Annotated in this window: 19 protein-coding genes, 3 tRNA genes and 3 pseudogenes; 6 read left to right on the top strand and 19 right to left on the bottom strand. The window is 58.9% G+C overall.

Annotated features, from left to right (window positions below; all coding sequences use genetic code 11):
- Window positions 1-36: 36 nt before the first annotated feature.
- From tsaA to rimO, 6 genes and pseudogenes are all read right to left on the bottom strand, one after another.
- Window positions 37-732 (bottom strand): tRNA (N6-threonylcarbamoyladenosine(37)-N6)-methyltransferase TrmO, encoded by a 696-nt coding sequence (tsaA, locus tag ACXPVS_RS05285; RefSeq protein ID WP_458509295.1) that lies wholly within the window; start codon window positions 730-732, stop codon window positions 37-39.
- A gap of 120 nt (window positions 733-852) precedes the next feature.
- Window positions 853-972: pseudogene (locus tag ACXPVS_RS05280) on the bottom strand (3-oxoacyl-ACP reductase); the annotation flags it as partial.
- A 195-nt stretch (window positions 973-1167) separates the two neighbouring features.
- Window positions 1168-1638 carry a YehS family protein gene (locus ACXPVS_RS05275; protein ID WP_150654848.1) on the bottom strand — a complete coding sequence of 157 codons (471 nt, stop codon included), beginning with the start codon at window positions 1636-1638 and terminating at the stop codon, window positions 1168-1170.
- Between the two features lie 75 nt (window positions 1639-1713).
- Window positions 1714-2424, bottom strand: a complete 711-nt coding sequence (locus ACXPVS_RS05270) for an rRNA pseudouridine synthase (protein WP_458508985.1) — start codon at window positions 2422-2424, stop codon at window positions 1714-1716.
- 82 nt (window positions 2425-2506) lie between these two features.
- On the bottom strand, window positions 2507-2980 hold the full coding sequence (locus ACXPVS_RS05265; protein WP_458508984.1) for a GNAT family N-acetyltransferase: 474 nt from the start codon (window positions 2978-2980) through the stop codon (window positions 2507-2509).
- A 113-nt stretch (window positions 2981-3093) separates the two neighbouring features.
- Complete coding sequence (rimO, locus tag ACXPVS_RS05260) at window positions 3094-4431, bottom strand: 30S ribosomal protein S12 methylthiotransferase RimO (RefSeq protein ID WP_458508983.1); 1338 nt, start codon at window positions 4429-4431, stop codon at window positions 3094-3096.
- A gap of 289 nt (window positions 4432-4720) precedes the next feature.
- Here rimO and ACXPVS_RS05255 point away from each other — a divergent pair, with 289 nt between their 5' ends.
- The gene (locus ACXPVS_RS05255) at window positions 4721-6622 is read left to right on the top strand and encodes a potassium transporter Kup (RefSeq protein WP_458508982.1); all 1902 of its coding nucleotides are present in this window, start codon (window positions 4721-4723) and stop codon (window positions 6620-6622) included.
- Between the two features lie 86 nt (window positions 6623-6708).
- Here the strand turns inward: ACXPVS_RS05255 and ACXPVS_RS05250 are convergent.
- Window positions 6709-7018, bottom strand: a pseudogene (locus ACXPVS_RS05250) (DUF3077 domain-containing protein).
- 16 nt (window positions 7019-7034) lie between these two features.
- On the opposite strand from ACXPVS_RS05250, the pseudogene ACXPVS_RS05245 reads away from it, so the two are divergent.
- Window positions 7035-7322, top strand: a pseudogene (locus ACXPVS_RS05245) (type II toxin-antitoxin system RelE family toxin); the annotation flags it as partial.
- Window positions 7323-7377: 55 nt separating this feature from the next.
- On the opposite strand, the gene ACXPVS_RS05240 reads toward ACXPVS_RS05245, so the two are convergent.
- The 5 genes from ACXPVS_RS05240 to ACXPVS_RS05220 form a co-directional block, all read right to left on the bottom strand.
- Window positions 7378-8676, bottom strand: coding sequence for a virulence factor family protein (locus ACXPVS_RS05240; protein WP_458508981.1), 1299 nt, complete (start codon window positions 8674-8676; stop codon window positions 7378-7380).
- On the bottom strand, window positions 8676-11318 hold the full coding sequence (gene mprF / locus ACXPVS_RS05235) for a bifunctional lysylphosphatidylglycerol flippase/synthetase MprF (RefSeq protein ID WP_458508980.1): 2643 nt from the start codon (window positions 11316-11318) through the stop codon (window positions 8676-8678). The genes ACXPVS_RS05240 and mprF overlap by 1 nt, the downstream gene beginning before the upstream one ends.
- Window positions 11319-11596: 278 nt before the next feature.
- Window positions 11597-11673: transfer RNA gene (locus tag ACXPVS_RS05230), tRNA-Met, on the bottom strand.
- A 384-nt stretch (window positions 11674-12057) separates the two neighbouring features.
- Window positions 12058-12134: transfer RNA gene (locus ACXPVS_RS05225), tRNA-Met, on the bottom strand.
- 232 nt (window positions 12135-12366) lie between these two features.
- Window positions 12367-12443, bottom strand: a tRNA-Met gene (locus tag ACXPVS_RS05220).
- 301 nt (window positions 12444-12744) lie between these two features.
- Between ACXPVS_RS05220 and dinB the strand changes: the two genes are divergently transcribed.
- Complete coding sequence (gene dinB, locus ACXPVS_RS05215) at window positions 12745-13806, top strand: DNA polymerase IV (RefSeq protein WP_458508979.1); 1062 nt, start codon at window positions 12745-12747, stop codon at window positions 13804-13806.
- 55 nt (window positions 13807-13861) lie between these two features.
- Here dinB and ACXPVS_RS05210 read toward each other — a convergent pair whose 3' ends face one another.
- The 4 genes from ACXPVS_RS05210 to ACXPVS_RS05195 form a co-directional block, all read right to left on the bottom strand.
- Window positions 13862-14815: a hypothetical protein gene (locus ACXPVS_RS05210; protein WP_458508978.1), complete on the bottom strand. Its 954-nt coding sequence runs from the start codon at window positions 14813-14815 to the stop codon at window positions 13862-13864.
- A 17-nt stretch (window positions 14816-14832) separates the two neighbouring features.
- Complete coding sequence (locus ACXPVS_RS05205) at window positions 14833-16548, bottom strand: proline--tRNA ligase (protein WP_458508977.1); 1716 nt, start codon at window positions 16546-16548, stop codon at window positions 14833-14835.
- A 144-nt stretch (window positions 16549-16692) separates the two neighbouring features.
- Complete coding sequence (locus tag ACXPVS_RS05200; RefSeq protein WP_458508976.1) at window positions 16693-18258, bottom strand: AmpG family muropeptide MFS transporter; 1566 nt, start codon at window positions 18256-18258, stop codon at window positions 16693-16695.
- Between the two features lie 44 nt (window positions 18259-18302).
- On the bottom strand, window positions 18303-18656 hold the full coding sequence (locus ACXPVS_RS05195; protein WP_458508975.1) for an MGMT family protein: 354 nt from the start codon (window positions 18654-18656) through the stop codon (window positions 18303-18305).
- Between the two features lie 161 nt (window positions 18657-18817).
- Between ACXPVS_RS05195 and ACXPVS_RS05190 the strand changes: the two genes are divergently transcribed.
- A complete protein-coding gene (locus tag ACXPVS_RS05190; RefSeq protein WP_458508974.1) occupies window positions 18818-19825 on the top strand; it encodes a DUF481 domain-containing protein in 1008 nt (335 codons plus the stop codon).
- Between the two features lie 110 nt (window positions 19826-19935).
- Here the strand turns inward: ACXPVS_RS05190 and ACXPVS_RS05185 are convergent, their stop codons facing one another.
- Window positions 19936-20145, bottom strand: a complete 210-nt coding sequence (locus ACXPVS_RS05185) for a cold-shock protein (RefSeq protein ID WP_002554837.1) — start codon at window positions 20143-20145, stop codon at window positions 19936-19938.
- Between the two features lie 356 nt (window positions 20146-20501).
- Here ACXPVS_RS05185 and dcd point away from each other — a divergent pair, with 356 nt between their 5' ends.
- Window positions 20502-21068: a dCTP deaminase gene (gene dcd, locus ACXPVS_RS05180; RefSeq protein ID WP_282376893.1), complete on the top strand. Its 567-nt coding sequence runs from the start codon at window positions 20502-20504 to the stop codon at window positions 21066-21068.
- Between the two features lie 106 nt (window positions 21069-21174).
- The gene (locus tag ACXPVS_RS05175; RefSeq protein ID WP_458508973.1) at window positions 21175-21384 is read left to right on the top strand and encodes a hypothetical protein; all 210 of its coding nucleotides are present in this window, start codon (window positions 21175-21177) and stop codon (window positions 21382-21384) included.
- Window positions 21385-21477: 93 nt separating this feature from the next.
- On the opposite strand, the gene ACXPVS_RS05170 is transcribed toward ACXPVS_RS05175, so the two are convergent.
- Together ACXPVS_RS05170 and ACXPVS_RS05165 are read right to left on the bottom strand one after the other, a co-directional pair.
- Window positions 21478-22242 carry an ABC transporter ATP-binding protein gene (locus ACXPVS_RS05170; RefSeq protein WP_458508972.1) on the bottom strand — a complete coding sequence of 255 codons (765 nt, stop codon included), beginning with the start codon at window positions 22240-22242 and terminating at the stop codon, window positions 21478-21480.
- 13 nt (window positions 22243-22255) lie between these two features.
- On the bottom strand, window positions 22256-23374 hold the full coding sequence (locus ACXPVS_RS05165) for a succinylglutamate desuccinylase/aspartoacylase family protein (protein WP_458508971.1): 1119 nt from the start codon (window positions 23372-23374) through the stop codon (window positions 22256-22258).
- Between the last annotated feature and the right edge of the window lie 23 nt (window positions 23375-23397).

Raw genomic sequence — 23397 nt, 5'->3', positions numbered from 1 at the left:
AGGGTCATGCGGGCTTTTTTTGTTTTCAGCGGTTTGTCAGGCGGCCAGGATCACTTCCAGAACCCGGATCATCCCCTGCTCGGGGTAATGCCAACGCACATCGAGATCCCAGAATTGCGCACCGTATTCTCTTTCTGGTGTAGGAGTCTGGTATGCAGGACGTGGGTCTTGTGCCAGGCATTGCTCGATCAGTTCCACAAGCGGTTCCTCAAGGCGCTGAGCATGCCCGTGAGCCTGTTGCAGCGCTGAATCCGCCCACTGCACGGGAATCAGCTGCGGTGCGGCGTTGGCGATGCTGTTGTAGGCCGTATCAATGATATCTGCGTAAGGTACATAGGGTTTGATGTCGAGAATCGGCGTGCCGTCCAGCAGGTCGATGCCGGATATCCACAGCCGATTGGCTTCAACCTTGTCCAGCTTCACCACGGATTGACCGATGCCGTTGGGCCGATGCGTCGCGCGGGTGGCGAACACGCCCATGGATTTGTTACCGCCGAGGCGAGGAGGGCGGACTTTCAGTCGTGGCTTTTCTTCCAGGGCCTGGTGAAACAGGAACAGCAGCCACACGTGGCTGACCTGCTCCAGACCTTGCACCGCATCGCCCTTATCGAACGGCGCCACCAGTTCCAGTACCCCGCGAGCGGCCGGAGCCAGTTGTGGCTGGCGCGGGATGGCGAACTTCTCCTTGAAACAGGAGCGCACGAAGCCGATGGGGGAAACGCTGTAGGTCATGGTCTGGGGTCGAGGCGGGGTGAGGGCGGGCATGATAACCCACCCATCGGGAAGAGATCAGAGGCTAAACCCGCCATCCAAGGGGATGATATTTCCGGTCATGTCAGCGCCGGCCGTACTCGCCAGACCGGCATTACGCAACAGCGGCAAAAACTGCTGAATACAGTTGAACACCGAAGTCACGTTGAGCTGCATGACCTTTTCCCTGCCCTTGACCGGGTAGCTCTCCAGCGGCGCGCCCTACGTGGTGGTGCCGGTCACCAGAGCGGTGCGGCCTTGCAGGGACAAGTATGGGTGCGTGGCGAATCCTGAGAGCTGAGGGTCAATACACCCTAGTTGTCAGCCGCTAGAAGCGGAGCCACTATTTTGCGAGGAATGAGCGTCTCTACAGGCTGGCCTTGAGCCGCAGGTTCGCAGCTCAAGACCTGCCGGCGATTACTGCGGACGCACGCGCAGGGTCAGGCCCTTGAGGAAGTTGCGCAGCAACTGGTCGCCGCACGGGCGGTAGTTGGTGTGGCCGAACTTGCGGAACAGTGCGCTCAGCTCAGGCTTGGATACCGGGAACTCGGAAGCCTTGAGGATGGCGTGCATGTCGTCTTCTTTCAGTTCGAAAGCCACGCGCAGTTTCTTCAGAATGATGTTGTTGGTCACCGGCACTTCGATCGGCTGCGGCGGACGGCTTTCGTCTTTGCCGCGCTTGAAGATCACCAGGCCATCGAGGAAATGCGCAATGACTTCATCCGGGCAGCGTACGAAGCCTTCCTCGTCTTCCTCTTTCTTGTCGAGGTACGTCACCAGGTCTTCCAGGGTCACGTCCATGCCGCCGAGCTTGATGATCTCGATGACTTTCTTGTCGCTGATGTCGAGCATGTAGCGCACGCTGCGCAGTACGTCGTTATGAATCATGGTGTGCAATCCTGATATTCAGCAGTGGGCGCCGCATTAACAGCGGCGCCAAAATGTGTGGCGGCGTGAAAAGTCTTAGAACTTCTCTTTGCCGGACAGGTAACGCCATTGCCCCAACGGCACTTTGCCGATGGACACGCCGCCAATGCGGATGCGGCGGATGGCGACAACCTTCAGGCCTACGGCCTGGCAGAACAGGGCGATGACGCCCGGTTGTGGGTTCTTCATCGCAAAACGCAGGCGGTTTTCGTTCTGCCAGCTGGCTTTGACCGGCGGCAGTTCCTTGCCTTTGTAGGTCAGGCCATGGTTCAGGCGGTTGAGGCCATGAGCCACCATGTCGCCTTCAACTTCGACCACATACTCTTGCTCGATCTTGGCGGAGTCGGCAGTGAGTTTGCGCAGAATCTTCCAGTCCTGGGTGAACACCAAAAGACCGCTGGCGTTGGCCTGCAGGTCGGTGCTGGCAGTCAGCCGCAGGAAGTGGCCCTTGAGCGCACGTTTGCTGAAGCGGTGTTCTTCACTCAAGGTCTCGGCGCTGATCGTTGCCATGGCCGTCTCGGCATCCATGCCCACGGCCACGTTCAGCAGGATGGTCACCGGTTCCGGCGCAGTGGCCTTGGCTTCTGGATCAAGCTCGACTTTCTGGTTCTCGACCTTGAACTGTGGCTCGTCGATGACTTCACCGTCCACGGTGACCCAGCCGCCCTCGATGAACAGCTCAGCCTCCCGACGGGAACAGCCGACGAGTTCGATGAGGCGTTTGGAGAGACGAATCGGGTCAGTCATGACAGGGCCGTAACAAAAAAGGGGTGGGCATTGTACCTGCCTGGCGCCGGTTAATCGCGGGTCCATTTGCGCCGTATAGCTTTTAGCCGCGTTGAGTGCGCTGGTTCGTCTGTTTCATGCGCATATGCAACAGCGGATAAGGCTGGCCCATGCCGTCATGCTCGGAACGACCGATCACCTCGAAGCCCTGTTTGAAGTAAAAGCCCAAGGCTTGCGGGTTCTGTTCGTTGACGTCCAGTTCATCGGCACTCAGGTGTTCCATCGCATAGCGTAGTAGCAGCTTGCCCAAGCCCTGGCCACGGTGAGCAGGGTCGATGAAGAGCATTTCGATCTTGCCCGCCGCGACCCCGGCGAACCCGGTGATGCGCTGGCGCGAGTCTTTGGTGCAAATCAGCATCACCGCATCGAGGTAGCGGGTCAGCACCAGGTTCTTCAGCAGCGCGATGTAGCTGTCCGGCAGAAAATCATGGGTGGCGCGCACCGAAGCTTCCCAGACCTGAGTGAGCTCTTTGTAGTCGCTCTGTTTCGGCGTGTGGATGACCGAATGTTGGCGCATGGCCGGCTGCCCCTTTTCCTGTGAGTGTCGAGAGTCCGCTCCTCACAAAACGATAGACGTAAAAAAGCCCCGTATCTCGTCAAGAGAGCGGGGCTTTCGTATTTTTTTTGCGTTTAGATCTGTTCAGCCCACAGGTCGTATTCGTCGGCGTCGGTCACTTTGCACCAGACTTTGTCGCCTGGTTTGAGGTTGCTGCCGTTGTCGATGAACACGTTACCGTCGATTTCCGGGGCATCGAAGAAGCAGCGGCCGACTGCGCCTTGCTCGTCGACTTCGTCCACCAGCACTTCGATTTCACGGCCGACACGCATTTGCAGGCGCGCCGAACTGATGGCTTGCTGGTGCGCCATGAAGCGGTCCCAGCGGTCTTGCTTGATGTCGTCCGGAACGATCTCCAGGTCCAAATCGTTGGCCGGTGCGCCATCCACCGGCGAGTACTGGAAGCAGCCGACGCGGTCGAGCTGGGCTTCGGTCAGCCAGTTCAGCAGGTACTGGAAGTCTTCTTCGGTTTCGCCGGGGAAGCCAACGATGAAGGTCGAACGGATGATCAAGTCCGGGCAGATGACGCGCCAGTTCTTGATGCGCGCCAGGGTCTTGTCTTCGAAGGCCGGGCGTTTCATGGCTTTCAGGACTTTCGGGCTGGCGTGTTGGAACGGGATGTCCAGGTACGGCAGGATTTTCCCGGCGGCCATCAGCGGAATCAACTCGTCGACGTGTGGGTACGGGTAAACGTAGTGCAGACGAACCCAGACGCCGAGGGTGCTCAGGGCTTCGCAAAGCTCGGTCATGCGGGTTTTTACCGGCGCGCCGTTCCAGAAACCGGTGCGGTATTTCACGTCGACGCCGTAGGCGCTGGTGTCCTGCGAGATCACCAACAGCTCTTTGACGCCGGCCTTGACCAGGCGCTGGGCCTCGTCCAATACATCACCGACCGGACGGCTGACCAGTTTGCCGCGCATCGACGGAATGATGCAGAAGCTGCAGCTGTGGTTGCAGCCTTCGGAAATCTTCAGGTAGGCGTAGTGGCGCGGGGTCAGCTTGATGCCTTGCGGCGGCACCAGGTCGATCAGCGGGTTGTGATCCTGGCGCGGCGGCACGGCGTCGTGCACGGCGTTGACCACTTGCTCGTATTGCTGCGGACCGGTCACGGCCAGCACGCTTGGGTGCACCTTGCGAATGTTGCCTTCTTCGACGCCCATGCAGCCGGTGACGATGACCTTGCCGTTTTCCTTGATGGCTTCGCCGATCACTTCCAAAGACTCAGCCTTGGCAGAGTCGATGAAGCCGCAGGTGTTGACCACCACGACGTCGGCGTCCTGATACGTGGACACGACGTCATAGCCTTCCATGCGCAACTGGGTAAGGATGCGCTCGGAGTCGACCAGTGCTTTGGGGCAACCCAGGGATACGAAGCCAACCTTTGGATTGGCCGGCGCAGGAGTGGTGGACATGTCTAACCTCGGTATTTGTGACGCCTCCAGCCGAAGAGGGCAAGGCGACAGACGGGCGCTATGTTGCGCCTCTGGTCAAAAAGTGCGCAATTCTAGCGATGGGAGGCGCACTTGACCAGCTTTATGCAGCGAAATACGACGAGTGCTGCGCTATGCTTCGCGCCTTTACGCCTTACCGATTTTATAGAGTCAACAAAACGTCTGTAACAGTAAGTAAAACAGCGCATGCTGCACGGCAAAACATAGTGCTTCTTGCAAAGAAGTCCGGCCTGGGTAGTAGGAGTGGTGGATGGGGCAGGCAAGTAGTCAGGCGGCGGGCGCCGAGCATTCGGCGGCCAAGCCGATCGGCATGCTGGTCGCGGCGGTCGGGGTGGTTTATGGCGATATTGGTACTAGCCCGCTGTACACCCTCAAAGAAGTGTTTTCCGGTGGCTATGGCGTGCCCGTCAATCATGACGGCGTGCTGGGGATTCTGGCGCTTATCTTCTGGTCGCTGATCTGGGTTGTGTCGATCAAGTACATGATGTTCGTACTGCGCGCCGACAACCAGGGCGAAGGCGGGATCATGGCCTTGACCGCGTTGGCTCGGCGGGCGGCGGCCGGACATCCAAAATTGAGGGCGTTGCTGGTGGTTTGCGGGCTGATCGGTGCGGCGCTCTTTTACGGGGACAGCATGATCACGCCGGCGATTTCCGTACTCTCGGCCATTGAAGGTCTGGGGCTGGCATTCGATGGCATCGACCATTGGGTGGTGCCGGTGTCGTTGATCGTGCTGGTGGCGCTGTTCCTGATTCAGAGTCACGGTACCGCGCGGATTGGCATCTTGTTCGGGCCAATCATGGTCACTTGGTTTGTGGTGCTGGGGGCGCTGGGTGTCTACGGCATCATGCAACACCCAGAAGTGTTGAAAGCGTTGAACCCGGTGTGGGGCGTGCGCTTCTTCACCCAGCATCCGGGCATGGGCGTGGCGATTCTCGGTGCGGTGGTGCTGGCATTGACCGGTGCCGAAGCGCTGTACGCCGACATGGGCCACTTCGGGCGCAAGCCGATTGCCCGTGCGTGGTTCATTCTGGTGCTGCCGGCGCTGGTGCTGAATTACTTCGGTCAGGGCGCCTTGCTGCTGGGTGATCCGCAAGCCGCTCGCAACCCGTTCTACCTGTTGGCGCCGAGCTGGGCGCTGATCCCGTTGGTGGGGTTGTCGACCATGGCCACGGTGATTGCCTCCCAAGCAGTGATTTCCGGTGCGTTCTCCCTGACCCGTCAGGCGATCCAGCTCGGTTATATCCCGCGCATGCACATTCGGCACACCTCCAGCGCCGAACAAGGCCAGATCTACATTGGCGCGGTGAACTGGTCGCTGATGGTCGGCGTGATCCTGCTGGTGCTGGGTTTTGAATCCTCCGGTGCCCTGGCTTCGGCCTACGGTGTGGCAGTGACGGGCACGATGCTGATGACCACCATACTGGTGTCGGCGGTGATGTTGCTGCTGTGGAAATGGCCTCCGGTCCTCGCGGTTCCGGTGTTGCTCGGATTCCTGTTGGTCGATGGCCTGTACTTCGCGGCCAACGTGCCGAAAATCATTCAGGGCGGGGCGTTCCCGGTAATCGCCGGTATCGTGCTGTTTGTGCTGATGACCACCTGGAAACGCGGCAAGCAACTGCTGGTCGAACGCCTCGACGAAGGTGGATTGCCGCTGCCGATCTTCATCAGCAGCATCGCCGTGCAACCGCCGCATCGCGTTCAGGGCACCGCCGTGTTTCTGACCGCGCGCCCGGACGCCGTGCCCCATGCGCTGTTGCACAACCTGTTGCATAACCAGGTGCTGCACGAGCAAGTGGTGCTGCTGACGGTGGTGTACGAAGACATCCCGCGGGTGCCGACATCTCGGCGTTTCGAGGTTGAATCCCACGGCGAAGGCTTCTTCCGGGTGATCCTGCACTTTGGCTTCGTCGACGAGCCGGACGTGCCGCAAGCGCTGAAGCTGTGTCATCTCGATGACCTGGACTTCAACCCGATGCGCACCACCTACTTCCTCAGCCGCGAGACGGTCATCGCTTCCAAGCTCGAAGGCATGGCGCGCTGGCGTGAGGCGCTGTTCGCCTTCATGTTGCAGAACGCCAACGGCAATTTGCGCTTCTTCAATCTGCCGCTGAACCGGGTGATTGAATTGGGGACGCAGGTGGAGATGTAAACCACAACAAAAAGCCCCCGTTGCCATTGCGGTAGCGGGGGCTTTTTTGTGTCTGGTGTCTCGGTGCCGTTATTGCGCTCAGGCAGCTATTTTTTAGATTCGGCTTTTGTCCGAGCAGGTGGCGGCGTCAGTACCTTCACCACATCATCAATCACGGCCTTACTCATTGCCGTCAGGTAATGCGCGGCCCTGGCGTGCCGGTCGGTGTCGCGGGCGCAGGCAGCATCTTTAGTCAGCTCCTTTGGCAAGGAACAGAAAATCAGAGGCCATGGCTAGCGCATCACCGAAGGGGACGTCTCGACTGACACGGAACAGTGCCTGGTTCGAGCAGTAGATGAAGGGGGTGAGTCCGATGGTTTTTAGTTTTGAGGGGGCGGGCGAATCTGTTTTGGTCATGGTGTAACTCCTAAACTTGTGGAGCCGCCACGTTCGTTTCCAAGCGAATGGGTGGCAGCTGCGCGCATGTGGATGGTTTTGGGGCGTTATTGATCATCCGCAGGTTCAGAAGGATCTGGATCTGTTGGGAGCTGTAGCGGCGAACCGCATTCTTGATGTCATCGAAGAACAGATTATCAATGGTGAGTCGGACAAGAGCGGCAAGCCCCTAAGAGCCAGTCTTGCAGGCTGTAGACGGATCCGAACAGGCAACACGCGAATGGTTTATCGAGTCGATGGCAAGGCGATTCAGGTACTGACCGTTGCCGTTGGTGCTCGACGTGACGAAGAGGTCTACGGCGCTGCGGACGGTACTCAGATCACTCCTGAGCCGCCGTCTCCTTCGCTTGACGCTTCTCGATCACATCCACCAACCGCTGTGCCAGCGCCGGATAGTTCTCGTCGAAGTGGTGGCCGCCCGGCAATTTCATCGTTTCGCCCACCGCCGTCTTGTCGGTACAGCCGCTCTCGTCGACTTCCTCTTCACCGTAGATGCACACCACTTTTTCCGGCGGCAACTTGGCCATTTCCGGGCCGGTGGAGGCTTCTTTGCCGGCGTTGCCGAGCCAGCCTTCGACTTCGATTTCGAAGCTGCCGGTGCGGGCGAAGGCCAGCAGGATGATCGCATCGACCCGTTGCTGTTCCGATGGCTCCAGGCGGTTGTAGATCGCCGGCAGGACGTCGGCGCCGAATGAGTAGCCGGTCAGGATGAAGCGCTGGGTGCCCCATTTCTGCCGGTAGTGCTGCATCAGTTCGCCCAGGTCCACGGCGCTTTGCTCGGGGCTCTTGTGCTGCCAGTAGTAGCGCAGGGTGTCGATGCCGACGACCGGGTAGCCGATCTTGGCCATCTCGCCCGCTACATCGCGGTCAAGGTCGCGCCAGCCACCGTCACCGGACAGGAACAAGGTCACGGTGTCCTTGGCTTGACCCGCCGGCACTTCGACCACTGGGATCTGCAGATCGCCAGCAGCTTTATCGCCGCCGCCGACGAGGAGCTTGCGCAGTTCGTTGTTCAGCACTTGCGGCAGGTTAACGTCGTAATCACTGATGCTGGTTTCGGCATTGGGTTGGTCACGCACGAAGCCGGCGCTGGTGTCGTCCGGGTTGTCATTCCAGGCCACCAGCCAGTGCCCGTGAGCGGCGCTTTTGGGTAGCAGGTGCGTGCAGCCGGGTTTTTCCAGGGCCAGGTCCACCGAGACGGCTTGAGCCTTGTCATCCTTCTGGTCAGACAACCAGCGCCACGCCAACACCGCGCCAGGGCCGATACCGCTGACCAGGGTCGCCGGGCCTTTGAGTTCTCTCAGGGCCGATTGCAGGGCGCGACTTTGCAGCAGGCAGTCTTTGGGCAGGATCACCTGAACAATCTGCGCCGATCCGGCGCGGCTCAGGGTCATCAACTGTTTGTTGCTGAGCTTCTGTTCTTCATTGACCGCCACCAGCACCTGGGCGCGTGGCGTGTTGCCGGGGATGACACGGGTCATCGCGGCGCCATCGGCCGGTGTCAGCTGTTCGAGGGTCGGCTCGGGTGCCGGGCGTTTCAGGTACCCGTAACCGCCACCGAGAATCAGGGCCAGCACTATCAGTGTGGCCAGTACGTACCGCAAGGAGCGTTGAATCATCAGCGTTTCACCAATCCGGTCAAGCCGCCCGCAATCAGGGCAGCAGTGTCGGCCAGGGCCACCAGCGGATCGAGTCCGGCGGGCACGGCCATATAACGGGGTTCCCAGACAGGCTGGAATTTGTCTTTGAAGCGGCGCAAGCCTTGGAAGTTGTAGAGCTGCTCACCACGGCGGAAAACCATCGAGCCCAGACGCTGGGTCAGTGGTGCACCACGACGGGGTTGCAACCCCGACAACGGCACCATGCCCAGGCTGAAGCGCGCGTACCCATGATTTTTATAATGTTGAATCAGGCCGACCATCATGAACTCCATGGTCAACTTGGGCGCGTCTGGGTGCGCGCGCATCAGGTCGAGGCTGGCCAGTTCATGGCCATTAGTCTCGAGAAGGTTGGCGAATGCTACCGGACGCCCTTCGAAACGAATCACCGCGACGCGGAAATGTTTGAGGTAGGCATCGCTGAAACGGCCGAGGGAGAAACCTTTCTCGCGCACGTTCTTGCCGGTCAGCCAGGCATCGGAAATCACCTTGAGTTCATCCATCGGCGCTTGCCCCGGATCAAAAATCTCCAGCGACAAGCCATCGCGAGTCCCGCGGTTCCAGGTGTAGCGCAGGTCTTTCATCTCTTTGCCCTTGGCTTCGAGATCAAAGCGAAGCAGATCGACCCGGGCTTCTTCGCCGAGCTTGATCGCGGTCAGGCCGATGTCCATGTAGTACGGCAGGTTCTCGGCGCGCACCTGATAGAACACAGGGCGGGCGTGGTGGATGTCGCAGAGGTCGCGGAACTGCCAGATCATTTCCGCCCGTTGCTGGGTTGGACCGATCGGGTCATATAAGGCCACCAGGCTGCGACCACGGCGTGCGTACATCAGGAACGCCTCGTCGTTGGGGTGAAACAGCAGCGCCTTGTCACCGGTCAGGGCGAGGCCACCATCCGGTTGTGCGGAGGCCATCAGGATCTTTACCGCGCGGCCCAGTTCATCGGGCGTTGGCAGATGGATCACCGGGCGTGCCGTGCGCAGCAGCCAGGTAAGGGACACCACCACCAGCAACACCGCGGCGCCGAGCAGCGAGCGCAAGCCACGCGGGGCATCGGCGTCGAGGGTGAACTGCCACCACAGTTGATGGCTGTACGGGACGTCCTGATAGGCGAACAGCAGCAGCCAGATCGATGCGCCGAGTACGCACAGGCTGGCCACCAGATACAGCGGCGAGAACGGCACCTCGGTCAGGCGGCTCGGGCGATAGAACGAGCTTCGGAAAACTCCGAGCAAGCTGGCAGTCAGCGTCAGCAAGCAGGCTTCTTCCCAGTCGAAGCCCTTGAGCAGAGAGAGCAGGGCAGCGACGAGCAACAATATGGTGGTCAGCATCCAGGCGGCCGACAGTCGGCGGCGCAGTCCTTGAGCCAGCAGCAAGCAAAGCACGCCGATCAGGCTGGCACCAAAGTGCGAGGCGTCGACCAGCCGATGCGGGATCAGAAAACCGATGTGTTCCAGGCGTGTGTCGATTGCCGGGGTGGCACCGGAGAACAACAGCGCTACGCCGGACAGAAATACCAGCACCGCCAGAATCGGAGCGGCCAGGCCGGACGCCACCCTTAAGGACTGACGCGATTGAAACAGGCGCTGACCTTCATTGATCAGCAGGAATACGCAGGCCACCAGTAACGGCAGCACTACGTAAATCAGGCGATAGAGCAGCAGGGCGGCAGCGAGTGGCGCGGCGCCGAGTGTGTTGGAGAAGGCTGCCAGCAGAATCGCTTCGAACACCCCGACCCCACCGGGAACGTGGCTGAGCACCCCGGCGGCCAGTGCCAGCAGGTACACCAGCAGGAACGCGCCGAAGGGCGGTGCTTCAGGCAGCAATAGATAGAGCACGGTTGCGGCGGCGGCGACGTCCAGGGCCGTGATGATCAGTTGCAGAAACGTCAGGCGACGGCCCGGCAGGCGCAAGGTGCGGCGTCTGACCTTGACCAGCAGGTTGTCCGGGTAAGGTTGCTCTGGCAGGCGGCGGCGGTAAATGCCGATGGCCAGTACCGCGAACAACAGCAAAACGACCGCCGCGATGGCGCCCAGCAAGGATTCGGACAAACCCAGGGCGGCAGAGGCGCCAGGCAGGTTACTGAGGGTGGCGAGGGCGGCCAGTGGGGGCAGGGCGCAGCCGAGCGAGAGGCTGGCGAACAGCGTCATATGGGCGACTTCAGAAGGGCCCAGACCATGACGTGCATATAAACGGTAGCGAACCGAGCCCCCCGACAGCATCGAAAGCCCAATGGCATTGCCGATGGCGAATGCGGTGAACCCACCCAGGGCCAGGGTTCGTGGCGCCAGTGTCACGCCTGCGTAGCGACTGGCTGACCATTCGTAGCCCAACAGAATAATGAAGCCAACCACGGTCGCGCCTAGCGCGCCCAATAAAGCCGGTTTCGGAACGTCGAGAATCGAGTCGTGCAGCGCGTACAGATCGAGTTCGCTCAGCAGGTGGCGACAGGCAATCAGTGCGATAGCGAACAACAGCAAAGTGATTGCCAGGCCGATGGGCTGGCGGTATTTGCTGATTCGATCAAGCAAGCGCAGACGCTCGGCTTTGATCGGTTGTGTTGCTGTGACGGTGTCTTGTGGATCAGACGAGTTGGCGCGCATCAATCACCTCTTGGATTGTGCGCGACAGGATGGGCGTATCCAGCCAAGTTACCAATCCCTGTAGAAAAAAATAATCACAAATATTAACGCCTCTCGCCGAATATCGGCGATGAGGCGCCCTCAGTCGTAGAGGGGTCTGTCTGTGGCTCAGCATCGTCTGGGCTCAGGGCATTGGGGATCCCGAGCGGCTCACTACACGGTGGCAGATCATTGTTGCGAAAGGACTTTTTCAACAGGCACAAAAAAGGCCACTCTTTCGAGTAGCCTTTTTTGATGTTTGGTTGCGGGAGCCGGATTTGAACCGACGACCTTCGGGTTATGAGCCCGACGAGCTACCAGACTGCTCCATCCCGCGTCTGTGTGGCGGCATTCTACAGGCGAGCGCGGGAGTGTCAACCGTTAATCCTCAATAGGGTCAAATAAGCGTAAATTACCGGCGAACGGTCGTGAGGGGGACTTAACGTTAGGAATCGGAACGATTTCTCGTTTCTTTAGACGTAACCCGCTCGTATTTAGGCTCGTGGTTATAAAAGAGACANAAATATTAACGCCTCTCGCCGAATATCGGCGATGAGGCGCCCTCAGTCGTAGAGGGGTCTGTCTGTGGCTCAGCATCGTCTGGGCTCAGGGCATTGGGGATCCCGAGCGGCTCACTACACGGTGGCAGATCATTGTTGCGAAAGGACTTTTTCAACAGGCACAAAAAAGGCCACTCTTTCGAGTAGCCTTTTTTGATGTTTGGTTGCGGGAGCCGGATTTGAACCGACGACCTTCGGGTTATGAGCCCGACGAGCTACCAGACTGCTCCATCCCGCGTCTGTGTGGCGGCATTCTACAGGTGAACGCCGGAGTGTCTACTGTTAATCCTGAATAGGGTCAAATAAGCGTAAATGAGCGGCAAACGGTCGTGAGGGAGACATAACTTTAGGAAACAGAACGATTTTTCGTTTCTGCGTCGTCAAACGCAGCCCGCTCGTATTGAGGCTCGTGGTTACAAAAGAGGCGGGCACAAAAAAGGCCACTCTTTCGAGTAGCCTTTTTTGATGTTTGGTTGCGGGAGCCGGATTTGAACCGACGACCTTCGGGTTATGAGCCCGACGAGCTACCAGACTGCTCCATCCCGCGTCTGTGTGTCGGCATTCTACAGACGATCTGCGGACTGTCAACCTTCAATCAAGGAAAAACCTCTTCTCGTTCAATCGCTTAGCTTAAAAATAGGGCCGGGTGATTGGCTGGAAGGCGGGTGTGGCAAGGCTTTAAGCTCTATCGGGTGAGGCCTTTCGATTGAGAAAATAAATTCATCCGGCACTTTTCCTACGAATGGAAAAGAACATTCAGAGTACTGGTGCTATATACAGGTGCCAGTGAGATACTGCCGATCTGACTCGCTAATACGCCATTTCTTCACCATGAACACTGCTTTTATATGACGCAGCGAAAAATCATCCACGTCGATTGTGACTGTTTCTACGCCGCCATCGAGATGCGTGACGACCCGCGCCTGGCCGGGAAACCTCTTGCAGTGGGCGGTTCTGCGGATCGGCGTGGAGTGATCGCCACCTGCAATTATGAGGCGCGGGCTTATGGGGTGCGTTCAGCCATGTCTTCCGGACATGCCTTGAAGCTGTGTCCGGACCTGACCATCGTCAAGCCACGCATGGATGCCTATAGAGAAGCCTCTAAGGAAATTCACACGATCTTTAGCGATTACACCGACTTGATCGAGCCGCTTTCGCTGGATGAGGCCTACCTCGACGTGTCGGACAGCGTGCATTTCGGTGGTAGCGCCACGCGGATCGCCCAGGACATTCGCCGCCGGGTCTCTAATCAGCTGCACATCACCGTTTCGGCTGGGGTTGCGCCGAACAAGTTTCTGGCCAAAATCGCCAGCGACTGGAAGAAGCCCAATGGCTTGTTCGTCATTACGCCGGATCAGGTCCAGGATTTTGTCAGTGGTTTGCCGGTGAGCAAGTTGCACGGCGTTGGCAAAGTAACTGCGGACAAATTAGGCAGGCTCGGCATTGTTGATTGTTCGCATCTGCGCGAATGGGACAAGTTGGCGCTTGTGCGCGAATTCGGCAGTTTCGGCGAACGGCTCTGGAGCCTGGCCCGTGGTATCGATGACCGGTTGGTGCACAACGACAGTCGTCGGCAGTCGATCAGTGTCGAAAACACCTACGACGTGGACTTGCCGGATCTGGCGAGCTGCCTCGATAAATTACCTGAGTTACTGGAAACCCTGGCTGGCCGCATGGCGCGAATCGACAGCAGCTATCGACCGGGTAAACCGTTCGTCAAAGTGAAATTCCATGACTTCACCCAGACCACGCTGGAGCAAGCCGGGGCAGGGCGCGATTTGGGGAGCTATCAGTTGTTGCTGACCCAGGCGTTCAATCGCGGCGGGAAGCCGGTGCGGTTGCTGGGGATTGGGGTGCGGCTGGAGGATTTGCGTGGCGGGTTTGAGCAGATGGAGTTGTTTGAGCGGTAGTTCAGTGGTGAGTTTAATGGCTTCATCGCGAGCAAGCTCGCGATGCTTTTAGGCCTTAATTGGGTCCCGGATCCGCTACCAGTCGCCCGGCATCCTTGGTCAGCGACTTGAGGAATTCGGCCTGCAGTTCGGGATCGTTGCGCGTCAGTTCGATCAGGCTTTGTTCCAGCTCGGTGGCTTCTTCTTCCAGGCCCAGTTCCGACAAACGTTTGACCCGGTGTACCCACTGGCTCACTTCGTCGTCTTCGAGGTCGTCGTAAATCAGCCCGTGGGCTTCGAGCAGCTTGCCGCGCAAGGAGCTACTGACCGCCAGGGACGAATTGGTGTGCACGTCGTCTTGAGCGTCCTGAACACTGATCAGCAGCCGGCTCAGATGATTGATGTCGTGTTCGGCGAACGGGGTGTCCAGCAAGTTAACGCGCAATACACCGTTTTTGTCGGTGCTCATCTCGAACGTTTCCTTGCCAGCCTTGACCTCAACCGGACGCTCGCTCCATGGCAGGCTTGAGTATTCGGTGCGCTTATCGAGCTGAGCCTCGTCGATTCCCGCCAGGTTCTGTTGCGCGCGACCATGAGACTGCACGTTCATGAACGGGTTGAGCCCGGCGAAACCGTAGCTCAACCAGTCTTTCGTCATGCTGTCCGGCAGGTTGCCGAGGGCGAACACGTTGACCACATTCGCACCGACACCGGCCACCACGGCCACCGCACCCAGCGGGATCTCGTAAGCCTCCCGCCAGGGTTGGTAAGGCGTGTAGCGGTCGTAGTGGCGTGTGACTTCGAATTCGGTGACTTCGAAAGTCTTCTGCTCGTGGATCTTCACCCGGCGTTGCGGCAGCTCGAGCACCTTAGGCTCGCCGACATCAATCTGCAGGCTGTGATCGAGCAATTTACGCTCGACACGTTCCTCGTGCTCGCTGCGTTGTGACATTTGATTGGCACAACCGCTGACCAGCAGGGTGCCGCACAGGGCGGCACCACCGAGGCCTAAGGTGTTTCGCTTGAACATGACTTCTCTATCTGGTGTCAGCGGCGGATACGGGACTGAAGGAAGGACAGCACGTCTGCAACCGGTAGCGCTTGCGCTTCGGGCTCGGTGCGGCTCTTGTATTCAAGGTTGCCGTCGGCGAGGCCGCGGTCACTGACCACGATCCGGTGAGGAATGCCGATCAGCTCCATGTCCGCGAACTTGATGCCCGGGCTGGTTTTCTTGTCGCGGTCGTCCAGCAGTACTTCGAAGCCGGCGGCAGTCAATTCTGCATACAGCTTGTCGGTGGCTTCGCGAACCTGTTCGGTTTCGTAGCGCAGCGGTACCAGAGCGATCTGGAACGGGGCCAGAGTGTCACTCCAGATGATCCCGTTGGCGTCGTTGTTCTGCTCGATGGCCGCAGCCACCACGCGAGAAACGCCGATGCCGTAGCAACCCATTTCCAGGGTGACTGGCTTGCCATTCTCGCCCAGCACTTCGCACTTCATCGCTTTGCTGTACTTGTTACCCAACTGGAAGATGTGCCCGACTTCGATGCCGCGCTTGATTTCCAGGGTGCCCTTGCCATCCGGGCTCGGGTCGCCAGCGACCACGTTACGCAGGTCGGTAACGGTGGGAACCGGCAGATCACGCTCCCAGTTCACGCCGAAATAGTGTTTGTCATCGATGTTGGCACCGATGCCGAAGTCGCTCATCAGCTCGACGGAACGGTCGATGATGATTGGCAGCGGCAGGTTCAACGGGCCTAGGGAGCCAGCGCCGGCGCCAATGGCGTCGCGCAGTTCGGCTTCGGAGGCCATGACCAGCGGGCTGGCCACGCCAGGTTGGTTGCCGGCCTTGATTTCGTTCAGCTCGTGGTCGCCACGGATGATCAGGGCAATCAGTTTGCCTTTCTCTTCAGCGTGAACCACGAGGGTCTTGATGGTCTTTTCAATCGGCAGGTTGAAGCCTTCGACCAGTTGCGCAATGGTCTTGGCGTTCGGCGTGTCAACCAGACGCAGCGCTTCGGCAGGCGCGGCGCGGGAGGTCTCGCGTGGCACGGCTTCGGCTTTCTCGATGTTTGCCGCGTAGTCAGAACCGTTGCTGAAGACGATATCGTCTTCGCCGGATTCGGCCAGCACGTGGAACTCGTGGGAGCCGGCGCCACCAATCGAGCCGTTGTCGGCTTCAACCGGGCGGAATCTCAGGCCCAGGCGGGTGAACACGTTGCAATACGCTTGGTACATGCGGTCGTAGGTGACCTGTAGCGATGGTTGGTCAGCGTGGAAGGAGTAGGCGTCCTTCATGATGAATTCGCGGCCGCGCATCAAACCAAAGCGTGGACGGATTTCGTCACGGAATTTGGTCTGGATCTGGTACAGGTTGATCGGCAGCTGTTTGTAGCTGCTCAATTCGTTGCGCATCAGGTCCGTGATGACTTCTTCGTGAGTCGGGCCAGCGCAGAAATCGCGACCGTGGCGATCCTTGAAGCGCAACAATTCAGGGCCGTATTCTTCCCAACGACCGGATTCCTGCCACAGCTCAGCCGGTTGCGTGCTCGGCATCAACACTTCGAGAGAGCCCGCGGCGTTCATTTCTTCACGAACGACGGCTTCGACCTTGCGCATCACTCGCAAGCCCATCGGCAGCCAGGTGTACAGGCCCGAGGCGAGTTTGCGGATCATGCCGGCGCGCAGCATCAGCTGATGGCTGATCACGACAGCGTCGGAAGGCGTTTCTTTCTGTGTGGCGAGCAAAAATTGACTGGTGCGCATGGTTGGCCGTTGTCGGTTGCTGATGACGAGAAATGACGGAGCATTGTACGGGCGAGATCTGCTGGCGTACAGGCGTGCGGTCGGCGGGGTGTGGTGGGAGGGCGGGAATCCCCGCGCCCTCTGCGCTGCTTCCGGCTAAAGAACCTACGATTCTTTAGCGACCTGGGTCGGTACCTGCTCTGGTGCCGGCGTTGGCGTCGGGCCTTCGCGGCGGCTCTCCTGGAACCAGTGCAGTGCGATCAACAGCAGCGTCGGTACGCCCAGCAAGGCAGTGATCAGGAAGAAGTTGTGATAACCGAATTTCTCCACCATGACCCCCGAGTAGCCGCCGATCAGGCGTGGCAGCAAGAGCATGATCGAGCTGAGCAGGGCGTACTGGGTCGCGGAGAACTTCAGGTTGGTCAGGCTCGACAGATAGGCGACAAACGCCGAGGTCGCCAGGCCCGAACTGAAGTTATCCAGGGAAATGGTGAGGATCAGCATGTTCAGATTCGCGCCCATGTCGGCGAGCATCAGGAACAGCAGGTTGGTGCCGGCCGATGCAATGCCGCCGATGAGCAGAATCGGCAAGATGCCGAAGCGTACAATCAGCAGACCGCCCATGCCGGCGCCGACCAGGGTCATGATCAGGCCAAAGATTTTGCTGACGCTGGCAATCTGATCCTTGGTGAAGCCTTGGTCGATGTAGAACACGTTAGCCATTACGCCCATGACCGTATCGGACATCCGATAGGTGGCGATCAGCCCAAGCAACAGGAGCGCTTGCCAGCGGTAGCGCAGAATGAAGTCGTTGATCGGCGTCAGCACCGGCGCCAGGCCGCGGCGGCCAATGGCCGACAGGCACATTACAGTAAGCATGGTGTAGAGGATTGCCCGCAGGAACGCGCGGTCTTCGAGCAGCAGGTCGAGCACGCTCACGCCTTCGAAAAGCACGCTGGCGAAATCGGTGTTGTATAACTGAGTGAACATGGCTGGCACGGAAACCAACAGCACGATCAGCACAAACACCGATGCCAGTTGATGCACAAAGCTGTAGCGCCCGGCCTGAAGCTGCGTGCGTAGTGGCACAGGCGGTTCGCGCATGAAAAAGGAGGTCAGCAGCGCCGGAACCATCAACGCGCCGAACAGGATGTAGGTGCCGGCCCATGCCGAATGCTTATAGTTGAAACCGGTGGAGCCGAAACCTTCAGCGAAGAACAGGGCGCCGGCGGTGGCCAGCAGCGCGGCGATCCGATAACCAGACATGTAACTGGCGGCGAGGGCGGCCTGACGAGTGTCGTCGGCGATTTCCAGGCGATAGGCATCGATCGCGATGTCTTGCGTCGCCGAAGCGAAGGCGACAACCACCGCAATAGCGATCAGCCAGGACAGATGCTTTTGCGGGTCGCAGAAACCCATCCCGATCAGGCCGAGAATGACCAGTGCCTGGGAGAGCACCAGCCAGGAACGTCGGCGACCGAGTTTGCCGAGCAATGGCAGGCGCCATTGGTCGAGCAGCGGTGACCATACCCATTTAAAGGCATAGGCCAAGCCGATCAGGCTTGCATAACCAATGGTTTCGCGAGCTACGCCGGCTTCGCGCAGCCAGACCGAAAGCGTCGAAAACACCAGCATGTAGGGCAGGCCGGCGGCGAAACCAAGCAGCAACAGTACAAGCGTCGAGGGGCTGGCATAGGCGGCGAGCGCGGCGCGCCAGGTTTTACGGGGCATGGGCTGGAGTCTGCCTCAAGAAATACGGAAACAAAGCGCGCACTCTAACCGCTGTGCTCTACCGGGCGCCAGCCATGGCGCTGAATATCAACACGATTGTTCAGGATACTGATGCCCTCCATGCGTAAACGCGCGCGTTGTTCATCCCCCGAAGGGCTGCCTACAGGCAGGCTGATACGTCCGCCGGCGCCGAGCACGCGGTGCCAGGGTAATTTGCTGTCGCTCGGCAGTTGGCTAAGTGTCCGCCCGACGAAGCGGGCGGCGCGACCCAGTCCCGCCATCTCGGCGAGCTGACCGTAACTCACGACTTTGCCCTCAGGTACTTGCGCCAGAGTCAGGTACAGCGCCGTGCGTCGAATTTGCGCCGGGCTATCGGTTTCAAGGGTGGAGTCGGTCACGTCCGCAGTTCCTGAAAAAATTCGCCTTACCGTCTGTAGAGTAAATCCTGGATCACTTATTGAGAAATGAACTCAATAGGAATAGTCGGGTCAGTCCTTGCTAGGGTCTTATTCGTATGGATAATGCCGACTTTTTCGCAAACTTGAGCCTGTATTTGCTTATGTTGTCCAGAACCTTGCTGTGCCTCGCTGTCGTCAGTGCCTCCACGCCCTTGTTAGCGGATACCGTCTGGTTGAAAAACGGTGACAAGCTGAGCGGCAAGATCACCGTTTTCGATGGCGGCAAGCTGTTGATCCAGACCCAATACGCCGGTGCCGTCTCGATTGACTGGAAACAGGTCAAAACCCTGGAAAGCGATCAGCAGTTGCTGGTCAAACAGGATGCCTACACCGGTGAAAAAGCCAAGGCGCTGCATGCGGCGCAAGACGGCAAGGTCACCCTGGCCAACGGCGAGACGCCCAAGACTGTGGAGCTGGCGAGCATTCAGCAGATTCTAAAGCCCAAGCCTGTCGTCGAGGATTTGGTGTGGAAGGGTAATCTCGATGCCGCACTGGATTATCAGCGGGCCGAGAAAGACACCGATGATTATGATATCGACTTCAAGACCACTGCGCGTCATGGCAGATGGCGACACACGGCAGAAGGCGAGTACAACCGCGAATTTCAGGATGACGTGGTCACTACCGACAACTGGCGGGGCGAGTACTCGCTTGACCGCTTCCTGACCGAAAAATGGTTCTGGCAAGGGCGCGCGGTCTATAAGCGCGACAAGGTCGAAGAGCTGGCCCGCCAGCGCACAGTCGGTACCGGCCCCGGTTACCAGTTCTGGGACGACGAACTGGGCGCGTTTTCGCTGGGCTCGCTGGTCAACCGCACGGACTATGAGTTCGCCGATGGTGGCAAAGAAAACTTCTATTCCCTGGCGATGAAGTGGGACTACAACCGCTACCTGGTCGGTAAGACGGTGGAGTTCTTCACAAACGGCGAAGTGGGCAAGCCGTTGTCGGGGGTGGCGGAATACGCGCTCGATGCCGAAGTGGGCTTGCGCTACAAAGTGACCGAATGGGCGTCGCTTAATCTGAAGGCCGAGAGAGACATCATTAGCGGCACCGACGATGCTGATTTGGACAAGACCCGGTACACCGCTGGGTTTGGCGTGGCTTGGTAAAACGCAAAAAAATCGCAGCCATGGGCTGCGATTTTTTTTGCCTGCAAAACAGACAGGCACAAAAAAGCCCCGCTTTTGAGGGCGGGGCTTTTTACTAAAGCAAGTACAAGTTAGATAACTTGAACTTCTTCAGCTTGCATGCCTTTCTGACCGCGGGTAGCGATGAAAGAAACCTGTTGGCCTTCTTTCAGGCTTTTGAAGCCGTCGGATTGGATAGCTTTGAAGTGAACGAACAGGTCGTCACCGGATTGTGGAGTGATGAAGCCGAAGCCTTTTTCATCGTTGAACCACTTAACGGTACCAGTTTGGCGATTAGACATGGTGTAACTCCTTGAACAAAGATAACTGCGACACAGGAAGAACCCTGGCCGGGACTGAGTGCAAAGAGCAGGAAAAATTCTTGTAGATGGTTGGATCGAAATTCAACATATCGTGTAGAGATTCTCAGTGACACAAGCAGCACAGTGGCGCCACCTTAACCCTTTTTCCGGAACGTGCCAATGCTTCCTGTGAAGGTTTCTTTGTTTTCATGACTGACGGTCCGTCCGTTTGCCCGCAAGGGCCAGAAATTACGGGGGGACGCGGCAAGATTTGTGACCCGGACTTTGAACCCGAAGCGCGCGCCCGGTAAGATGCCGGACAGATTTTTTCCACCTCGCTATTCAGGACACCCGCCATGAGCATCAAATCGGACAAGTGGATTCGCCGCATGGCGCAAGAGCACGGCATGATCGAGCCCTTCGTAGAGCGCCAGGTGCGCGGCGAAGGCGCCGACCGAGTGATTTCCTACGGCGTGTCGAGCTATGGCTACGACGTACGCTGCGCCGATGAATTCAAAGTGTTCACCAACATCAATTCGGCGACCGTTGATCCGAAGAATTTCGACGAGAAGAGCTTCGTCGACGTCAAGAGCGATGTCTGCATCATCCCCCCGAACTCCTTTGCCTTGGCACGCACCGTGGAATTCTTCCGTATTCCGCGCAATGTGCTGACCATCTGCCTGGGTAAAAGCACCTACGCGCGTTGCGGCATTATCGTCAACGTGACGCCGCTTGAGCCCGAGTGGGAAGGCCACGTGACCCTGGAGTTCTCCAACACCACCACGCTGCCGGCAAAAATCTACGCCAACGAAGGTGTGGCTCAGATGCTGTTCTTCGAATCCGACGAAGAGTGCGAAGTGTCCTACAAGGATCGTGGCGGCAAGTATCAGGGCCAGCGCGGCGTCACCCTGCCACGCACCTGATCCGTTCGTCTGGCAAGTCGTGGGAATTCTTGAGCGGGTAGACACTCTATTGGGTGTACTGCCCGGTTCGCGCAACGCGCACGGGGCCATCGCTCAGGAGTGCCCTATGAAGATCGATCCGCAAATAAGTGCCGAACTGGCAAGGCTTGAGCCCAATCAGGTTGGCGTTTTGGCCTGGTCCTTGTTGGCACATCCCCCTATCAACATGGCAGGGGGCATCCCCGGTCAGCCTGATCCCGATACGCCCAACGAACAACCCAGCGAGCCCGGTGAGCCTACCTTGCCGGATGAGCCGCCTCCAGCGCCCGTTGCTTGAACGTTGCCTGCGAAAAACGAATGGCCCGTCAGCTGATGTCTTCAAAGACTTCAGCTGACGGGCCATATTTCGTTGTAGAGGTGGGACGCGAGGCTATTTCAGGTTGCCGCTCAGGAACTGTTTCAACCGCTCACTTTTCGGATTGCCCAGCACATCGTCCGGCGCACCTTCTTCCTCCACCAGACCATGGTGCAGGAACAACACCTGGCTCGATACCTTGCGGGCGAAGCTCATTTCGTGGGTCACCATGATCATGGTTCGGCCTTCTTCGGCCAGGCCCTGGATCACTTTGAGCACTTCGCCCACCAGCTCCGGGTCGAGCGCCGAGGTCGGTTCGTCGAACAGCATGACTTCCGGTTCCATGGCCAATGCGCGGGCGATGGCGACCCGTTGCTGCTGACCGCCGGACAGGAACGCCGGGTACTGATCCGCCACCCGCGCCGGCAGCCCGACCTTGTCGAGGTAACGTCGGGCGCGGTCTTCGGCTTCTTTCTTGTCGCACCCCAGCACCCTTCGTGGGGCCATGGTGATGTTTTCCAGCACCGTCATATGGCTCCACAGGTTGAAGTGCTGGAACACCATAGCCAGGCGGGTGCGGATCCGTTGCAGTTCGTCGGCATCGGCCACGTGCATACCGTGGCGATCCTTGATCATGCGGATGTTCTGGCCATCCAGGCTCATGGCGCCGTCGTTGGGTTGTTCGAGAAAGTTGATGCAACGCAGGAAGGTGCTTTTGCCCGAGCCGCTGGCGCCGATCAGGCTGATAACGTCGCCGGTGTTGGCCTTGAGCGAGACGCCTTTGAGTACTTGATGATCGCCATAGCTTTTATGCAGGCCTTCAATGGTCAGTTTGTACATGGGGCATGCATCCTCAAGGCGAAAGTAGGTAGCCGCTGCGATACGCTTCGGTGCCCGCAATGTGAGCGATCACCATGCCGGCAGTGGCCATGCGCCGCAGAGAACGGGCGTACATCAACCCGGCAACAGTGCAATGAACGGGGGTGACGCAGTCAAAGATCGGGTCGATGATTTCAGCGATCAGTTGCCCGGCTTCGACGTATTCCCCTGGTAGCGCGGTGAACACCAGCAGCCCGCCGACCGGTGTCGCTACCGGTTCAACACCGGCGAGCGGCGTAGCCGGGTAGGGCAGTTCAGGCAGCGAAGCGGGTTCGCCAGCGATGGCGCCGAAGTGAGTCAGGTAATTGATCAGCGCCTGGCAATCAAGGCTGGCCAGCGGGTGATTGACGTCACCCTGACCGCGCAACTCGACGGTGACCGAAAAACTGCCCAGCGGAATATCAAAGTGTTCGCCGAAGCGTTCCTTCAACTGCCACCAGAGCAGGGTGAAGCATTCATCGAACGACTGACCGCCTGAGTCGGTAGCCAGCAGGCTGGCTTCGGCACCGATGTACCGCGCCAACGGCTCGACCTGCGGCCAGGCCTCGGGCGTGGTGTAAAGGTGGGCGGCCGCTTCGAAATCGCAATGCAGGTCCAGCACCATGTCGGCATCGCAGGCCAGCCGTTGCAGAACCAGGCGCTGGGATTGCAGTTGCGTGCTGGCAGTCTGTTGGGCGAGGGCATTGCGCAGGCTGCTGCGAATCAGCTCGAGGTTGTGCTGCGGATCGTCGCCGAGCAGGCCTTCGATCTCGTTGCCAACGGCTTCGCTCAGATCGACGAACCAGCGATTGAAGTTCTGACCGCTTTCGAGGTCGTAACGGCCCAGCGGTACATCCATCAGCACTTGCTCGAGGCCGGCCGGGTTGGCCACCGGCACCAGCACGATTTCGCTGCGCAGACGGCCGGCGGCTTCGAGTTCCGCCAGACGTTGCTTTAGGTGCCAGGCAACCAGCATGCCGGGCATCTCGTCGGCATGCAGGGATGACTGGATGTAAATCTTGCCTTGGGTCGATGATGGGCCGAAGTGAAAGCTGTGAATCTGTCGAACGGTCCCCGGCAACGGGGCCAGAAGGTCATGAATCTGGTGGCGCATGTCTCTTTATTCCTAAAGCGGGT

This window comes from Pseudomonas sp. Ma2-10, assembly GCF_054330215.1.
This window is presented reverse-complemented; position numbering and strand designations above follow the sequence as displayed.

What these genes read in the sequence shown, in the direction of transcription:
- tsaA (WP_458509295.1), bottom strand. Translation starts at nt 732, where the DNA reads ATGACCTACAGCGTTTCCCCCATCGGCTTCGTGCGCTCCTGTTTCAAG.
- ACXPVS_RS05275 (WP_150654848.1), bottom strand. Translation starts at nt 1,638, where the DNA reads ATGATTCATAACGACGTACTGCGCAGCGTGCGCTACATGCTCGACATC.
- ACXPVS_RS05270 (WP_458508985.1), bottom strand. Translation starts at nt 2,424, where the DNA reads ATGACTGACCCGATTCGTCTCTCCAAACGCCTCATCGAACTCGTCGGC.
- ACXPVS_RS05265 (WP_458508984.1), bottom strand. Translation starts at nt 2,980, where the DNA reads ATGCGCCAACATTCGGTCATCCACACGCCGAAACAGAGCGACTACAAA.
- rimO (WP_458508983.1), bottom strand. Translation starts at nt 4,431, where the DNA reads ATGTCCACCACTCCTGCGCCGGCCAATCCAAAGGTTGGCTTCGTATCC.
- ACXPVS_RS05255 (WP_458508982.1), top strand. Translation starts at nt 4,721, where the DNA reads ATGGGGCAGGCAAGTAGTCAGGCGGCGGGCGCCGAGCATTCGGCGGCC.
- ACXPVS_RS05240 (WP_458508981.1), bottom strand. Translation starts at nt 8,676, where the DNA reads ATGATTCAACGCTCCTTGCGGTACGTACTGGCCACACTGATAGTGCTG.
- mprF (WP_458508980.1), bottom strand. Translation starts at nt 11,318, where the DNA reads ATGCGCGCCAACTCGTCTGATCCACAAGACACCGTCACAGCAACACAA.
- dinB (WP_458508979.1), top strand. Translation starts at nt 12,745, where the DNA reads ATGACGCAGCGAAAAATCATCCACGTCGATTGTGACTGTTTCTACGCC.
- ACXPVS_RS05210 (WP_458508978.1), bottom strand. Translation starts at nt 14,815, where the DNA reads ATGTTCAAGCGAAACACCTTAGGCCTCGGTGGTGCCGCCCTGTGCGGC.
- ACXPVS_RS05205 (WP_458508977.1), bottom strand. Translation starts at nt 16,548, where the DNA reads ATGCGCACCAGTCAATTTTTGCTCGCCACACAGAAAGAAACGCCTTCC.
- ACXPVS_RS05200 (WP_458508976.1), bottom strand. Translation starts at nt 18,258, where the DNA reads ATGCCCCGTAAAACCTGGCGCGCCGCGCTCGCCGCCTATGCCAGCCCC.
- ACXPVS_RS05190 (WP_458508974.1), top strand. Translation starts at nt 18,818, where the DNA reads ATGTTGTCCAGAACCTTGCTGTGCCTCGCTGTCGTCAGTGCCTCCACG.
- ACXPVS_RS05185 (WP_002554837.1), bottom strand. Translation starts at nt 20,145, where the DNA reads ATGTCTAATCGCCAAACTGGTACCGTTAAGTGGTTCAACGATGAAAAA.
- dcd (WP_282376893.1), top strand. Translation starts at nt 20,502, where the DNA reads ATGAGCATCAAATCGGACAAGTGGATTCGCCGCATGGCGCAAGAGCAC.
- ACXPVS_RS05175 (WP_458508973.1), top strand. Translation starts at nt 21,175, where the DNA reads ATGAAGATCGATCCGCAAATAAGTGCCGAACTGGCAAGGCTTGAGCCC.
- ACXPVS_RS05170 (WP_458508972.1), bottom strand. Translation starts at nt 22,242, where the DNA reads ATGTACAAACTGACCATTGAAGGCCTGCATAAAAGCTATGGCGATCAT.
- ACXPVS_RS05165 (WP_458508971.1), bottom strand. Translation starts at nt 23,374, where the DNA reads ATGCGCCACCAGATTCATGACCTTCTGGCCCCGTTGCCGGGGACCGTT.